Below are 15,071 nucleotides of genomic sequence, written 5' to 3'. Positions count from 1 at the left end.
CGAGTTCTAGCATGGCGCGAGCGGCAGAGCGGCGTGTGAGCGGAGGAGGAATCGACGCGATGGCCACAGCGAGCGGGCACGACGGAGCCACGGGAGGCGTGCCGAGCGTGCTGGCGTCCATCGTGGAGGGCGTCCGTACCGACCTCGCCGAGCGCGAGAAGGCCGTCGACTTCGACGAGATCAAGCGCCGCGCCGCCGCTGCACCCGCCCCGCGGGACGCGATGGCCGCGCTGCGCAGCCCGGGCGTCGGCGTCATCGCCGAGGTGAAGCGCGCCAGCCCGTCCAAGGGTGCGCTGGCCGACATCCCCGACCCCGCCGAGCTCGCGGAGATCTACGCCGACGGCGGCGCCCGCGTGATCAGCGTCCTGACCGAGCAGCGGCGCTTCGGCGGCTCGCTCGCCGATCTCGACGCCGTCCGCGCCCGCGTCGACGTCCCGCTGCTGCGCAAGGACTTCATCGTCACGCCGTACCAGGTCCACGAGGCGCGCGCGCACGGCGCGGACGTCGTCCTGCTGATCGTCGCCGCGCTGGAGCAGCCGGTGCTCGAGTCGCTGCTCGACCGCGTCGAGTCGCTCGGGATGACCCCGCTGGTCGAGGTGCACACGGAGGAGGAGTGCGACCGCGCGCTGGAGGCCGGTGCCAAGCTCATCGGCGTCAACTCGCGCAACCTGCACACCCTCGAGGTGAACCGCTCGGTGTTCGGCGAGATCGCCCCCGGCCTGCCCTCGGACGTCCTGCGGGTCGCCGAGTCCGGCGTCCGCGGCCCCGGCGACCTGCTGACCTACGCCGGCTGGGGCGCCGACGCGGTGCTCGTCGGCGAGGGCCTGGTCACCAGCGGGGACCCCGCGGCGGCCGTGCGCGGCCTCGTCGCGGCCGGGTTCCACCCGTCCTGCAGCCGGGCCTGAGCGCGTGCCCACCGCCGCTGTGCTCCCCGCACTGCTCCCCGCGAACATCCCCAGTCCCGACCAGGGCGTCTGGCACCTCGGCCCGATCCCGATCCGGGCCTACGCGCTCTGCATCATCGCCGGCATCGTCGTCGCCCTGTGGTGGGGCGAGCGGCGCCTGGTCGCCCGCGGCGGCCCGGCCGGGACCGTGCTCGACGTCGCCGTGTGGGCGGTGCCGTTCGGCCTCGTCGGCGGACGGCTGTACCACGTCGCGACCGACTGGCGGACCTACTTCGGGCCGGGCGGGAACCCGTGGGGCGCACTGGAGATCTGGAACGGCGGCCTCGGCATCTGGGGCGCGGTCGCGCTCGGCGCGGTCGGCGCCTGGATCGGCTGCCGCAAGGCCGGAGTCCCGCTGCCGCTGTTCGCCGACGCCGTCGCGCCCGGGATCGTCGTCGCCCAGGCGATCGGGCGGCTCGGCAACTGGTTCAACCAGGAGCTGCACGGCGGCCCGACGACGCTGCCCTGGGGTCTGGAGATCTACCGCCGCGTCGACCCCGCGACCGGCGCCGAGGACCCGCTCGCCGGGGTCGCGCTCGACCACACCCCGATCGCCGTCGTGCACCCCACGTTCCTCTACGAGCTGATCTGGAACCTGCTCGTCGCGGTGCTCGTGGTGTGGGCCGACCGGCGGTTCCGGCTCGGGCACGGCCGTACGTTCGCCGTCTACGTCGCCGGCTACACCCTCGGCCGGTTCTTCATCGAGATCATGCGCACCGACCCGGCCACCCGGGTGTTCGGTGACCTGCGGATCAACGTCGTCGTCTCCGTCGTCGTGTTCCTCGCCGCAGCGGCCTACCTGGCGCTCGCGAAGCGGGGCCGCGAGCAGCCTCCGGTGACCCCCGACGACCCCGGCGCGGGTGACCCGGACGGGACCGGCACCGGCAGCGCCGACGGCCCCGGAAGCAGCACCGGCAGCACCGGCAGCACCGGGAGCACCGGCAGCCCCGACAACGCCGGCAGCACCGGCAGCACCGGCAGCACCGAGGACACCGGCAGCCCCGGCAGCGCCCCGGCCGGCACCGCCCGCGAGGGCGCCGGCGACTCCTGACGTGCCGTCGTTCTCCGGCTTCGGCGACGGCGCCGTCGAGTTCTACGACGGCCTGCTCGCCGACAACTCCAAGGCCTACTGGACCGACCACCGCGCCGAGTACGAGGCCGACGTCCGCGGCCCGATGATCGCGCTGCTCGCCGACCTCGAACCCGAGTTCGGCGCGGGCAAGGTCTTCCGCCCGTACCGCGACGTGCGGTTCTCCCACGACAAGACGCCGTACAAGACGCACTGCGGTGGTTTCACCCCGCCGTTCTACGCCGAGGTGTCCGCCGAGGGGCTGCTCGCCGCGGGCGGCTACTACGCCATGGCGCCCGACCAGCTCACCCGCTACCGCACCGCCGTCGACGACGAGCGCCGCGGCGAGGACCTCCGCGCCCGCCTCGCCGAGGCCGAGCGGACCGGCCTGACCGTCGGCGGGGAGACCCTGCGGACCCGCCCGCGCGGCACCGACCCGGACCACCCGCGGCTGGACCTGCTGCGGCACAAGGGACTGTTCGTCTCCCGGCGCTGGGCGCCCGACGACGTGCTGCACGGCCCCGGCGCGCGCGACCGCGTGCGGCGGGTCTGGCGGGCCGCCCGGCCGGTCACCGAGTGGCTCGACGACCACGTCGGCCCGTCGGAGCTGCCGCGGCGCCGCTGATCGGGCGACCGGGTACACCGGACGGCGCAACCGGCCACCGTTCCGCCGTGTTCCGACAACCTGATCGTTCCAGTCCGGGTTTACGCTTAGCCCCGTGACACGTCGTACCAAGATCGTTTGCACCATCGGCCCCGCCACCGCGACGCCGGACCGGATCCGCGACCTGATCGACGCCGGGATGGACGTGGCCCGGCTCAACTTCAGCCACGGAGACCGTGAGGACCACCAACACGTCTACGACATGGTCCGGGAGGCGGCCGACGCGTCCGGCCGTTCCGTGGGCATCCTCGCCGACCTGCAGGGGCCGAAGATCCGGCTCGGGCGGTTCGCCGACGGCCCCACCGAGTGGCAGACGGGGGAGGAGGTGCGGATCACCGTCGAGGACGTCCCCGGCACCCACGACCGCGTGTCGACCACGTACAAGGGCCTCGCCGAGGACGCCAAGGTCGACGATCGGCTGCTCGTCGACGACGGCAAGGTCGGCCTGCGCGTCGTCGCCGTCGAGGGCGACGACGTCGTCTGCCGGGTCACCGAGGGCGGCCCCGTCTCGGACAACAAGGGCCTGAACCTGCCCGGGATGAACATCACCGTCCCGGCGCTGTCGGACAAGGACGTCGCCGACCTCGAGTTCGCGCTGTCGCTGCGCGTCGACGTCATCGCGCTGTCGTTCGTCCGCAGCCCCGCCGACATCGACCTCGTCCACAAGATCATGGACAACTCCGGCCGCGGCCGGATCCCGGTCGTGGCGAAGCTGGAGAAGCCGGAGGCCGTCGACAACCTCGAGGCCATCGTGCTCGCCTTCGACGGCGTCATGGTCGCCCGCGGTGACCTGGGCGTCGAGCTGCCGCTGCAGAACGTGCCGCTGGTGCAGAAGCGCGCGATCCAGATCGCCCGCGAGAACGCCAAGCCGGTCATCGTCGCGACCCAGATGCTCGACTCGATGATCACCAACTCGCGCCCGACCCGCGCCGAGGCCTCCGACGTCGCGAACGCCGTCCTCGACGGCACCGACGCGGTGATGCTCTCCGGCGAGACGAGCGTCGGGAAGTACCCGATCAAGACCGTCCGGACGATGGCCGAGATCATCGAGGAGGTCGAGGCCGGTCCGGCGACCGTGCCGCCGCTCAACCACGTCCCGCGGACCAAGCGCGGCGTGCTGTCCTACGCCGCCCGCGACATCGGCGAGCGGCTCTCGGCGCGGGCGCTGGTCGCGTTCTCCCAGTCCGGCGACACCGTGCGGCGCCTCGCGCGGCTGCACTCGCGGCTGCCGCTGCTGGCCTTCACCCCGGAGCCTGCGGTCCGCAGCCAGCTCGCGATGACCTGGGGCGTCGAGACGTTCCTGGTCGACCAGGTGGAGACCACCGACGCGATGGTCCGCCAGGTCGACCACGCGATCCTGTCGATCGGCCGGTTCAAGCCGGGCGACGTCGTCGTCATCGTCGCGGGCTCGCCCCCCTCGACGGTCGGCTCCACGAACCTGATCCGCGTGCACCGGCTGGGCGAGGACGACCTGACCTGAGCCGGATTCGGCATACTCACCCCTCGTGAGTGCCGAGACCGGATCGTCCCCGCAGACCGCCGCCGACGGGAGGCCGCGCGGCCAGGCCGTCCTCGACGACCTGGTCGCGCTGCTCGACCTGGAGCGGCTGGAGGACAACCTGTTCCGCGGGGTCAGCCCGCCCGAGTCGCTGCCGCGGGTGTTCGGCGGTCAGGTGGCAGCGCAGGCGCTGGTCGCGGCCGGGCGCACGGTGCCCGAGGACCGGGGTGTGCACTCGCTGCACGCGTACTTCATCCGGCCCGGGGACCCGAGCATCCCGATCGTCTACGAGACCGAGCGGGTCCGGGACGGGCGCTCGTTCACCACGCGGCGGGTGCTCGCGATCCAGCGCGGCGAGCCGATATTCGCGCTGTCGGCGTCGTTCCAGATGGCCCAGGAGGGCCTGGTGCACTCCGAGCCGATGCCGCTCGGGCTGCCCGGCCCCGACGACGTCGAGGACCTGGGGGAGCGGGCCCTGCGCGGCGACGGCGGGTGGCTGGCGAACCTGCCCCGCCCGCTGGACATCCGGCTGATCGACGAGCCGATCTGGTCGCAGCGCCGCACCGGGGCCTCCGACGAGCCGATGCGGCTGTGGCTGCGCGCCGACGGCGTGCTGCCCGCCGACCCGCTGCTGCACGTCTGCCTGCTCACCTACGCCAGCGACCTCACCCTGCTCGGCTCGGTCGTCGCCCGGCACGACGTGCCGTCCACCGGCATCCAGATGGCCAGCCTGGACCACGCGATGTGGTTCCACGAGCCGTTCCGCGCCGACGAGTGGCTGCTCTACGAGTGCTTCTCCCCGGCGGCGTCCGGCGGGCGCGGGCTGGGCAGCGGGCGCTTCTTCACCGCCGACGGCCGGCTGGTCGCGACGACCATGCAGGAGGGCCTGGTACGCCTGCCGAAGGCCTCCGGCTGATCGCCGGGGCAGGATGGGGGCGTGAGTGACGCCGAGCAGCACGAACCGGACCGCGCCTGGGGTTTCCGCACCCGGGCCGTACACGCCGGGACGGTGCCGGACGCGGCCACCGGGTCCCGCGCCGTGCCGATCCACCAGACCACCAGCTACGTCTTCCGCGACACCGACGACGCCGCGGCACTGTTCGCGCTGCAGAAGTACGGGCTGATCTACTCCCGCATCGCGAACCCCACGGTGTCCGCGCTGGAGGAACGCCTGGCCAGCCTGGACGGCGGCATCGGCGCGGTGTGCACGGCGTCGGGCCAGTCGGCGGAGTTCCTCACCTTCGCCGCGCTCGCCGGGGCCGGGGACCACGCCGTCGCCGCGGCCGGGCTCTACGGCGGCACCATCACCCAGCTCGACGTGACGCTGCGCCGCTTCGGCGTCGACACCACCTTCGTCGCAGGCACCGACCCGGCCGACTACGCCGCGGCCATCCGCCCGGAGACGAAGTTCGTGTTCGCCGAGGTGATCTCCAACCCCGGCGGCGAGGTCACCGACATCTCCGGGCTCGCCGAGGTCGCGCACGCCGCAGGCGTCCCGTTGATCATCGACGCGACCCTGGCGACGCCGTACCTGTGCCGGCCGATCGAGTTCGGCGCCGACATCGTCATCCACTCGGTCACCAAGTTCCTCGGCGGGCACGGCACCACCCTGGGCGGCGTCGTGATCGAGGCGGGCACGTTCGACTGGGGCAACGGCAACTTCCCCGGCATGACCGAGCCGGTCCCGTCCTACGGCGGGCTGTCCTGGTGGGGGAACTTCCAGGAGCTCGGGTTCCTCACCAAGCTGCGCGCCGAGCAGCTGCGCGACGTCGGGGCGACGCTGTCCGCGCACTCGGCGTTCCTGCTGATGCAGGGCGTGGAGACGCTGCCGCAGCGGATGCCCGCCCACGTCGCGAACGCCCGGCACGTCGCCGAGTGGCTGGAGGCCGACCCGCGGGTGGAGTACGTGACCTGGGCCGGGCTGGCGTCGCACCCGCACCACGACCGGGCCGAGCACTACCTGCCCGACGGGCCCGGCGCGGTGTTCGCGTTCGGTGTCCGCGGTGGCCGCGAGGCCGGGGCCCGGTTCATCGAGTCCGTGCAGCTGTGCAGCCACCTCGCCAACGTCGGCGACGCCCGCACCCTGGTCCTGCACCCGGCGTCGACGACGCATCAGCAGCTGACCACCGAGCAGCTCGAGCAGGCAGGCGTCCCCGCCGACATGATCAGGATCTCGGTGGGTCTGGAGGACCCGGAGGACATCGTCTGGGACCTCGACCAGGCACTGACCGCGGCCGTGAAGGAGGCGTGAGCGTGAGCGAGACCTGGGAGAACCCGCCCGCGTGGCGGCGGCAGCAGATCCTGCGCGCCACCCGGACCGTCGCGGTGGTCGGGGCGAGCGCGAACCCGGCCCGGGCCAGCAACTTCGTCGCCACCTACCTGCTGGCCTCCACCGGCTACGACGTCTGCTTCGTCAACCCGAACGCCACCGAGATCCTCGGCCGCCCGGTGTACGCCTCGCTGGCCGACCTGCCGGTGACCCCGGACCTGGTCGACGTGTTCCGCAGGCCGCAGGACCTGCCCGGGGTGCTCGACGACGTCCTGGCCCTCGACCCGCGGCCGCGCACGTTCTGGCTGCAGTTCGGCCTGTTCGACGCCGCCCTGGCCCGCCGCGCCGAGGCCGCCGGGCTGGAGGTGGTGATGGACCGGTGCCTCAAGGTCGAGCACGCCCGGTTCGCCGGGGGACTGCACCTGGCCGGGTTCGACACCGGGGTGATCAGCGCGCGGCGCCGCGAATGAGGACACCCTCCGTGTGGTCCTGACCACCTGAAGCGATCCGTGTGCTCCCCGTCGCGGTGCGCGAGCCGCGACGGGGCTAGGGTCCGGGGCGTGTCTGCTACCCCCGTTTCCGTCACCGTCACCGGAGCCGCTGGCCAGATCGGTTACGCGCTGCTCTTCCGGATCGCCTCCGGGCAGCTGCTGGGGCCCGACACCCCGGTCAAGCTGAACCTGCTGGAGATCCCGCAGGCCGTGAAGGCCGCCGAGGGCACCGCGATGGAGCTCGACGACTGCGCCTTCCCGCTGCTGCGCGGCATCGACATCCACGACGACGCCACGCCGGCCTTCGACGGCGCCAACGTCGCCCTGCTCGTCGGCGCGCGCCCCCGTACCAAGGGCATGGAGCGCGGCGACCTGCTCGAGGCCAACGGCGGCATCTTCGGCCCGCAGGGCAAGGCCATCAACGACGGCGCCGCGAGCGACATCCGCGTCCTCGCCGTCGGCAACCCGGCCAACACCAACGCCCTCATCGCCCAGGCGGCCGCCCCGGACGTCCCGGCCGACCGCTTCACCGCGATGACCCGCCTGGACCACAACCGTGCGCTGGCCCAGCTGTCGAAGAAGCTGAACGTCGGCCTCGACGACATCAAGAAGCTCACGATCTGGGGCAACCACTCCGCCACCCAGTACCCCGACCTGTTCCACGCCGAGGTCGGCGGCAAGATCGCCGCCGAGCAGGTGGACGAGGACTGGCTGGTCAACGACTTCATCCCGACCGTCGCCAAGCGCGGCGCCGCGATCATCGAGGCCCGCGGCGCGTCCTCGGCCGCGTCGGCCGCGAACGCCGCCATCGACCACGTGTACGACTGGGTCAACGGCACCCCGGAGGGCGACTGGACCTCCGCCGCGATCCCGTCCGACGGGTCCTACGGCGTCGCCGAGGGCATCATCTCCTCGTTCCCGGTCACCTCCGAGGGCGGCGAGTGGAAGATCGTCCAGGGGCTGGACATCGACAACTTCTCCCGTGGCCGCATCGACGCCTCCGTCGACGAGCTCCTCGAGGAGCGCGACGCGGTGAAGAAGCTCGGGCTCATCTGATCCCGGTCCGATCCCCGGCGCAGCATCTCCGTCGCTGCGCCCCGCGCACAGCGCATCACGCGGCCGCGGTCACCTTGTCCGAGGTGGTCGCGGCCGCGTCGCGTCGTGGGGGTCGCGTCGTTGGGGGCCGCACCCGCACCCGCACCCGCACCCGCACCCGCGCCCGCGCTCGCGCCGTGCCGTGTCGTGGAGGCCGCGTCGTGCAGCGCCGTCGCGGCCGCGCGCGTCGCGGGAGGCGTGGCGCGCCGGGACTCAGTCCAGCCGTGCGCCGGTGGCCCCGTCGAACAGGTGCACCCGCTCGGGGTCCGGTGCCAGCCGCACCGCCGCCCCGCGTGCCGGCATCGCCCGCGGGTCCACCCGGGCCACGAACGTGCTGCCGCCGGGCGCGCTGCCGTGCACGTACGCGTCCGCCCCCAGCTCCTCGACGACGTCGACGGTCGCCTCCACGCCACCGGTGTCCACGATCCGCAGGTCCTCCGGCCGGACCCCGACCGTCACCGACCCGGACGACCCCCGCGGCACGGCGATCGTGCTGTCCCCGAGGGACACCCGCCCGTCGGAGACCGGCAGCGTCACCAGGTTCATCCCCGGTGACCCCACGAACCCGGCGACGAACGCGTTCGCCGGGTGGTCGTAGAGCTCCCGCGGCGGTGCGCACTGCTGGAGCACCCCGTGGTCGAGCACGGCGACGCGGTCGCCCATCGTCATCGCCTCGACCTGGTCGTGGGTGACGTACACGGTGGTCACCCCGAGCCGCCGCTGCAGCGACGCGATCTGCGTCCGGGTGGAGACCCGCAGCTTCGCGTCCAGGTTCGACAGCGGCTCGTCCATGCAGAACACGGCGGGCTCGCGCACGATCGCCCGGCCCATCGCGACCCGCTGCCGCTGCCCGCCGGACAGCGCCCGCGGCTTGCGCTGCAACAGCTCCGTCAGGTCCAGGATCCCGGCGGCCTCGTCCACCCGCCGGGCGATCTCCGCGCGTGGCCTGCCGGCGTTGGCCAGGGCGAACCCCATGTTCCGCTCGACGGTCATGTGCGGGTAGAGCGCGTAGTTCTGGAACACCATCGCGATGTCGCGGTCCTGCGGCCGGACGTCGGTGACGTCGCGGTCGCCGATCCGGATGCTGCCGGAGTCGACGTCCTCGAGCCCGGCCAGCATCCGCAGCGAGGTCGACTTCCCGCACCCCGACGGCCCGACGAGCACCAGGAACTCGCCGTCGGCGATCTCCAGCTCCAGCTCGTCGACGGCCGGGCGGTCCGCCCCCGGGTAGGTCCGGGTGGCCTTCTCGTACCCGACCGAGGCCATGCTCGTCAGCTCGCCAGCCGGCAGATCGCGAACGCCTCGGCCGGCACGGTGAACGAGTCGTCCTCGCTCTGCGTCGGCTCCGAGGCCAGCAGGATCTGGGTGATCGTCGCGCCCAGCGACAGCGTCACCGGCTCCGGCCCGAGGTTCACCACGATCCGCATCGCCCCCCGCGCGACGACGAGCGTGCGCGCCGCCTCGTGCACGTCGACGCCGACCGAGTCCAGCCACGGGTCGGACAGCTCCGGGCAGCTGCGCCGCAACGCGATCAGCTCCCGGTACATCCGCAGCAGCGTCGCGTGCGGCTCGACCTCGGCCTCGTCCCAGTCCAGCGTGGAGTCGATCACCGTGGACTCGGCGCCGGGGTCGGGCACCTCGGCGGCGTCGGACCAGCCGTGGTCGGCGAACTCCTGGCGCCGCCCGTCACGCACCGCCTGCCGCAGGCCCGGGTCGGGGAAGCGGGAGAAGAACTGCCACGGCGTCCGCGCACCCCACTCCTCACCCATGAACAGCATCGGGGTGAACGCCGAGGTGAACAGCAGCGCCGCCCCGCAGGCCAGGATGCCGGGGGAGACGCTGTGGGTGATCCGGTCGCCGGTGGCCCGGTTGCCGACCTGGTCGTGGTTCTGCAGGTAGGTGACCAGCCGCGAGCCCGGGATCTTCCCGGTGTCGATGGCCGCGCCGTGGCTGCGCCGCCGGAACGACGACCAGGTGCCCTCGTGCAGGAAGCCGCGGGTGAGCACGTGCGCGAGTCCGTTGAGCCCGGCGTCGGCGAAGTCGCCGTAGTAGCCCTGGCTCTCCCCGGTGAGCACCGCGTGCAGGCAGTGGTGCACGTCGTCGGCCCACTGGGCGTCGAGGCCGTAGCCGCCGCCCTCCCGGGAGGTGATCAGCCGCGGGTCGTTCAGGTCGGACTCGGCGATCAGCGACAGCGGCCGACCGACGTGGCACTCCAGCGCGGTCACCTCGACGGCCAGCTGCTCCAGCACGTGCTGGGCGCGGGTGTCGCGCAACGCGTGCACGGCGTCGATCCGCAGGCCGTCGACGTGGAAGTCGCGCAGCCACATGAGCGCGTTGTCGATGACGTAGCGGCGGACCTCGTCGGACTCCGGGCCGTCGAGGTTCAGCGACGGGCCCCAGATGTTGGAGCCTGCGAAGTACGGCGCGAACCGGTCCAGGTAGGCCCCGGACGGGCCCAGGTGGTTGTAGACGACGTCGAGCACGACGCCCAGGCCGCGGGCGTGACAGGCGTCGACGAACCGCTTGAACGCGTCCGGGCCGCCGTAGTTCTCGGTGACCGCGTACCAGCCGACGCCGTCGTAGCCCCAGTTCACCGGCCCGTCGACGGCGTTGACCGGTAGCACCTCGACCAGGCCGACGCCCAGCGAGGCCAGGTGGTCGAGCTTGGCGATGGCCGCGTCGAAGGTGCCCTTCTCGGTGAACGTGCCGATGTGGCACTCGTAGAGCACCGAACCGGCGAGCGCGCGGCCGGTCCAGCCGTCGTCGGTCCACCAGAAGGTGTCCTGGTCGTAGACCCGGGAGCGCTCGTGCACGCCCTTGGGCTGCCAGGTCGACCGCGGGTCCGGCAGCGGGCGCGGATCGTCGTCGAGCAGGAACGCGTAGTCGGTGCCGTGGCCGTGGTCGGGCAGGTCCGCGCGCCACCACCCGCCCGGCGCGGGCTGCAGGGGCAGCCGCTGGTCGCCGATCAGCACACTGACCCGGTTCTTGCCGGGGGCCCACACCGAGAACTCCGTCACGGTGAGCGATCCTCCCGTACCGGACCGGGTCCGCGCGCCTCCGGCCCGTGGTGGCACCGCTCACCCCGCCCGGATCTACCCTGTACGGGTGAGCTACCCGGACTCCGCGGCCGACCCGGCCGGCGACCAGATCGATCCCGACGACAGCTACGAGACCGACGACCAGCTCCAGCCCGAGGACACCCTCCTCGACGACGGGCTGGACGACGAGCTCGACGACGGCTCCGCCGCCCCCACCCGCCCCAGCGAGTGGGACGACAGCGAGGACGAGTCCCTCGACGAGCAGCTCTCCGAGGAGGAGCCCGACACCTGGGCCGAGGAGGTGAACGCCGCCGAGTCCGACGAGGACGACCCGGCCGAGGACCGCTACGACCTCGTCGACGACGGCGACGACACCTTCGACGAGGAGGTCGGCGACCGCCGCGTCGAGCAGGTCCGCACCCGCGACGAGGCCTGAGCGGGGCGGGCATCGCCCGCCGTGCCCGGCCGCCGTGCCCGGCCGCCGTGCCAGGCCCGCCGTGCCCGGGCGTCGTGCCCGGCCCACCGTGCCAAGCCGCTGTGCCCGCCGTACCCGGCCCGGCATCTCGGCCATCTCGGGGGCGAGGTGGAGGCGCCGTTCGTCGCTCGTCGTCAGCTGGTCGCGGTGAGCTCCCGGTCTGCGGGAGCTCACCGCGAGGACGGCGGTCACCGGCCGGCGGACGGGCTCAATGAACGCGTAGACGACGCCGACGCCGAGGTCGGCGTCCCCATGTACGTCCCTGCTTACGTTCTGCGCCGAGACGCAGTACTTGATCGGTTCCCATGACCCGGCTCTCCCGTCGTGGGCCGGTCTCGGAACCAGACAGACTCGGAACCCGACTCGGGACCCGACTCGGAACCGGCTCCGGAACCCGGTCTCAGAACGGGGCCGGGGTGTCGTCCTCGCCGTCGCGCGGTTCCGGGATCAAGGGTTCCCCGTCGCCTGTGGGGCGAGTGAACCTGGTCCGGACGCTGGGCACGTCGGTGCCGGTATCGGCGTCGGGGTCGATCACCCGCCGCTCCGCGACGCCCTCGGTCACCACGGTGTCTTCGGTGAAGACGCGGTAGTCCTTCGGATACGTCGTCGACTGATACCCGTCCGGGCTGATCCAGGTCAGTCCACCGTCGGGGCGTACCAGTGCGTGCCAGCCGGTGACGTCCTTGAGCTTGTGATGCCGTTGACACAGGCCAAACAAGTTGTCGTCGACGGTGTGGCCGTCCTTGCCCCAGTCCTGGTGATGATCCAGATCTCGGATCCGGCGTTCGCAGTTCGGACCACGACAGGTGCCGTCACGTCCGTGGACGTGGTCGTGCAGGTTCGCCGGTGGCCGGTAGGTGTTGCGTCCGTAGTCGAGGAGTTGTCCGGTGGCGGGGTCGGTGACCAGGCGTTTCCAGTCGCCTCCGGCGGCGAGGGCGCGGGCGGTGGTGGCGGGGATGGGTCCGTGGCCGGTGATTTCCCCGGGTCGGTTACCGCCGAGCAGGGTGTCGAGGCCGACCACGACCTGGATCAGCGGTTTGCGGCCGATCGTGGCGTTCGGGTCGGGCTTGTGGGCGAGGACTTCGGCGACGGCGGTGGCGATGATCTCGGGGTCCACTCCGGTCGGCTCGTCGGTCGCTGCGCCGGTCTCTGTGCCTGTCGTCGACTCCGTGACCTGCGCGGTCTCAGTATCTGCTGCGGTGCCGGTGGATCGACGCTCGGTGATCACGCTGGTGACCGCGGAGGCCACTGCGGAGAGGTTGGTGATCGTGACCGTGCCCTGCAGCAGTTCGTGGGCCAGATCGCAGCGCCGCTGTGCCAGCGTCCGCGGATCCTCGGTGCCCAGTGAGCGGGCGAGGCGGTCCAGGGAGTTCCAGGACGCTTCGGTCTGCGCCGCCGAGCCGGACAGCCACAGTGAGCCCATGCCGTTGTCGCTGCGGCTGATCGACACCTCGCGGTCGTCGAACGCCCGCTGATGACGCTTGGACGCACCCTCGGGATCGGTCCGGTGGATCGCGGTGCGCAACCGGGCGCGGAGCCGGGTCTGGGTGATCGTGGAGGCGCCGGGCAGGATCGCGGCCTGCACCGTCCGGGCGGCATCGTCGTCGAGGACCTGGGTGGACTCGGCGATCGCTTCGGCGCCACGTTCCCCGATCCGCCCGGCCTCCCATTCGGCGAGGGTCTCGGGCAGCACCCGGTAGAGGCGTTCGGCCATGCCGAGCTCGCCGCGGGCCTGGTCCTCGGTCAGGTGCGTCGCCATGGCCACCTGCGACGGTAGCCAGCGGGCCACCGGCACCGGAGTCTTCCCGGCAGCGTCGGGGACGGGTGCGGTGCTGCCGGGTGGGTGTCGTTCGACCAGGGCGCCGAGCAGGCGGGTGCGGACCGCACCGGCCCAGCGTTCCAGCTGCACGGCGGCTTCGACGGTCTTCAGGAGGTCGCGGTCGGACAGGTCGCCGGGTACGGCGGCGGTGGTCTCGCACAACGCGGCGAGGGTCCCGCCGGGCGGCATGTGCCCGGCGAGTGCCTCTTCGACCGTTGTGTCGACCACGTGTTCGATTCTACCGGAGTGTGCAGTCAGTTCTCCAGTAAAAGTTGCGGTCATTCGGCGCAGGGATCCGGCCGTTGGCCGGAGCGCGGCACGTGTTCCGGCGGCCGGGGGCCACGTGGGCCGGCCGTTCGTTCACGGTGCGGAACTCGGAGGCCATGCGCCTCGTCCGCGGGTGCTTCTCCTCGGTGTCCCCACCGGTGTCCGACAGCGCGCTCTCCCGGGCCCGCCTCGGCCGGCCCGGTAGCCGCCGTGCAGGCCCTGCTGCGAATCGTCAAGGCCTCCCCGCTCGACCGGTGGGCGTGGGCGGGGGCCGATGGACGGGGCCGACCCGGAACGTCTCGTCGACGCCGGCAGCCGGTCGTCAGTCGTCTTCGACGACGAGCAGCGTCGCGCCGCCGGTGGCGAAGTTGGCGAGGTCGGCGATCGTCGACCGGCCGTCCTCGGACTCGATCCCCGCTCGTAGCGCCGCGAGGTCGTCGTAGCTCATCTGCGAGACGCGGTAGTACGGCGCCCTGCTGCCGTCCGCGAGCTCGACGACACGCGAGTTCTGGGCGTCACGCACGTTGGGCATGTGCTTCACGGCGTAGGGGATGTGGGTGCTCGCGTAGTAGTCCTCGAACGCCGCGGCATCGTCGGGATGCCCGTAGAGGATCACGAGTCGCGCGGTCACGGCCGCCTCGGAATTCGATATAGACTCACTAAAGTGACGGTACACGGGCGGCGCACGACCCGCAGGCAAACCGGCGCCGTGCGCCGTTACGACTCGCCGCAGCGGCGCGCACGGGCCGAGGCGACCCGCGCCGCTGTTGCCACCGCGGCACGGCGCTTGTTCGCCGAACGCGGCTGGTCCGGCACGACGGTGCGCGACGTCGCGCGCGAGGCCGGTGTGTCGGAGCCCACCGTGTACGCGACCTATGGCAACAAAGCCGGCCTGGCGAATGCGCTCGTCGATGCGATCGCATCGACTGCAGATCGCGACCAGCAAGCCGCCGAGCTGTCGACCGCCGAAGGAGACCCGGCCGCGCAGCTCGCAGCGATGATCGGCTTCGACCGAAGGCTGTACGAGCACGGCGGCGGCGTACTCGCCGCGCTGCGCGACGCCGGCCGCTCGGAACCCGACCTCGCCGCCGCCTACGAGTCCGCCCGAGCCCACGCCGACCACGTGCGCCACGCGGTGCTTGCCACCTGGCCGCGCGGGGCACTGCGCGCCGGACTCGACCAGAACCAGGCCGTCGACACCTACGCCGCGCTGTGCAACATCGATGTCTACCGCGTGCTCACCGGCGAACGCGGCTGGTCACCGGACCGCGTCGAAGCCTGGCTGCACCAGACGCTGTGCCAACTCCTGCTCGCCTGACACCACAGTCCCACGATCGCCGGGTGCCGTCCTAGACCAGCACCGCGACGACGCACACGGCTGCAGCCACACCTGTCCCGGCCCGCGGAGCGGACGTTGCCGTTCCCGCCTGAGACGTATGGCG

Annotated in this window: 14 protein-coding genes; 10 read left to right on the top strand and 4 right to left on the bottom strand. The window is 72.6% G+C overall.

From position 1 onward, the window contains the following. Positions 1 to 59 precede the first annotated feature (59 nt). The 8 genes from trpC (at position 60) to ACLE50_RS06805 (ending at position 7,991) form a co-directional block, all read left to right on the top strand. A complete protein-coding gene (gene trpC / locus ACLE50_RS06840) occupies positions 60 to 905 on the top strand; it encodes an indole-3-glycerol phosphate synthase TrpC (RefSeq protein WP_410942546.1) in 846 nt (281 codons plus the stop codon). A gap of 4 nt (positions 906 to 909) precedes the next feature. Beyond that, a complete protein-coding gene (gene lgt, locus ACLE50_RS06835) occupies positions 910 to 1,995 on the top strand; it encodes a prolipoprotein diacylglyceryl transferase (protein ID WP_410942545.1) in 1,086 nt (361 codons plus the stop codon). A 1-nt stretch (position 1,996) separates the two neighbouring features. Continuing rightward, positions 1,997 to 2,638: a DUF2461 domain-containing protein gene (locus ACLE50_RS06830; RefSeq protein WP_410942544.1), complete on the top strand. Its 642-nt coding sequence runs from the start codon at positions 1,997 to 1,999 to the stop codon at positions 2,636 to 2,638. Between the two features lie 94 nt (positions 2,639 to 2,732). After that, positions 2,733 to 4,157 (top strand): pyruvate kinase, encoded by a 1,425-nt coding sequence (gene pyk, locus ACLE50_RS06825; RefSeq protein WP_410942543.1) that lies wholly within the window; start codon positions 2,733 to 2,735, stop codon positions 4,155 to 4,157. Between the two features lie 25 nt (positions 4,158 to 4,182). Further along, positions 4,183 to 5,091: an acyl-CoA thioesterase gene (locus ACLE50_RS06820; protein ID WP_410942542.1), complete on the top strand. Its 909-nt coding sequence runs from the start codon at positions 4,183 to 4,185 to the stop codon at positions 5,089 to 5,091. 21 nt (positions 5,092 to 5,112) lie between these two features. Then, the gene (locus tag ACLE50_RS06815) at positions 5,113 to 6,426 is read left to right on the top strand and encodes an O-acetylhomoserine aminocarboxypropyltransferase/cysteine synthase family protein (RefSeq protein WP_410942541.1); all 1,314 of its coding nucleotides are present in this window, start codon (positions 5,113 to 5,115) and stop codon (positions 6,424 to 6,426) included. Between the two features lie 2 nt (positions 6,427 to 6,428). Further along, on the top strand, positions 6,429 to 6,914 hold the full coding sequence (locus tag ACLE50_RS06810) for a CoA-binding protein (RefSeq protein ID WP_410942540.1): 486 nt from the start codon (positions 6,429 to 6,431) through the stop codon (positions 6,912 to 6,914). 90 nt (positions 6,915 to 7,004) lie between these two features. Further along, positions 7,005 to 7,991 carry a malate dehydrogenase gene (locus tag ACLE50_RS06805; protein WP_410942539.1) on the top strand — a complete coding sequence of 329 codons (987 nt, stop codon included), beginning with the start codon at positions 7,005 to 7,007 and terminating at the stop codon, positions 7,989 to 7,991. A 252-nt stretch (positions 7,992 to 8,243) separates the two neighbouring features. Here the strand turns inward: ACLE50_RS06805 and ACLE50_RS06800 are convergent, their stop codons facing one another. Together ACLE50_RS06800 and treZ are read right to left on the bottom strand one after the other, a co-directional pair. Then, the gene (locus ACLE50_RS06800) at positions 8,244 to 9,296 is read right to left on the bottom strand and encodes an ABC transporter ATP-binding protein (RefSeq protein ID WP_410942538.1); all 1,053 of its coding nucleotides are present in this window, start codon (positions 9,294 to 9,296) and stop codon (positions 8,244 to 8,246) included. A 5-nt stretch (positions 9,297 to 9,301) separates the two neighbouring features. Next, positions 9,302 to 11,047: a malto-oligosyltrehalose trehalohydrolase gene (gene treZ / locus ACLE50_RS06795; protein WP_410942537.1), complete on the bottom strand. Its 1,746-nt coding sequence runs from the start codon at positions 11,045 to 11,047 to the stop codon at positions 9,302 to 9,304. Positions 11,048 to 11,135: 88 nt separating this feature from the next. On the opposite strand from treZ, the gene ACLE50_RS06790 reads away from it, so the two are divergent. Continuing rightward, the gene (locus tag ACLE50_RS06790; RefSeq protein ID WP_410942536.1) at positions 11,136 to 11,504 is read left to right on the top strand and encodes a hypothetical protein; all 369 of its coding nucleotides are present in this window, start codon (positions 11,136 to 11,138) and stop codon (positions 11,502 to 11,504) included. A gap of 439 nt (positions 11,505 to 11,943) precedes the next feature. Here the strand turns inward: ACLE50_RS06790 and ACLE50_RS06785 are convergent, their stop codons facing one another. Both ACLE50_RS06785 and ACLE50_RS06780 read right to left on the bottom strand, forming a co-directional pair. Beyond that, complete coding sequence (locus ACLE50_RS06785) at positions 11,944 to 13,590, bottom strand: HNH endonuclease (RefSeq protein ID WP_410942535.1); 1,647 nt, start codon at positions 13,588 to 13,590, stop codon at positions 11,944 to 11,946. A gap of 361 nt (positions 13,591 to 13,951) precedes the next feature. Continuing rightward, positions 13,952 to 14,260, bottom strand: coding sequence for an EthD family reductase (locus ACLE50_RS06780; RefSeq protein WP_410942534.1), 309 nt, complete (start codon positions 14,258 to 14,260; stop codon positions 13,952 to 13,954). A gap of 33 nt (positions 14,261 to 14,293) precedes the next feature. On the opposite strand from ACLE50_RS06780, the gene ACLE50_RS06775 reads away from it, so the two are divergent. Beyond that, positions 14,294 to 14,947, top strand: a complete 654-nt coding sequence (locus ACLE50_RS06775; RefSeq protein ID WP_410942533.1) for a TetR/AcrR family transcriptional regulator — start codon at positions 14,294 to 14,296, stop codon at positions 14,945 to 14,947. Positions 14,948 to 15,071: the final 124 nt, after the last annotated feature.

Origin of the sequence: Pseudonocardia phyllosphaerae (genome assembly GCF_046546475.1) — a bacterium.
GTDB lineage: Bacteria > Actinomycetota > Actinomycetes > Mycobacteriales > Pseudonocardiaceae > Pseudonocardia > Pseudonocardia phyllosphaerae.
Note: the sequence above shows the minus strand (reverse complement) of the source record. Positions and strands in the feature narration are given on the sequence as shown.

What these genes read in the sequence shown, in the direction of transcription:
- trpC (WP_410942546.1), top strand. Translation starts at nt 60, where the DNA reads ATGGCCACAGCGAGCGGGCACGACGGAGCCACGGGAGGCGTGCCGAGC.
- ACLE50_RS06800 (WP_410942538.1), bottom strand. Translation starts at nt 9,296, where the DNA reads ATGGCCTCGGTCGGGTACGAGAAGGCCACCCGGACCTACCCGGGGGCG.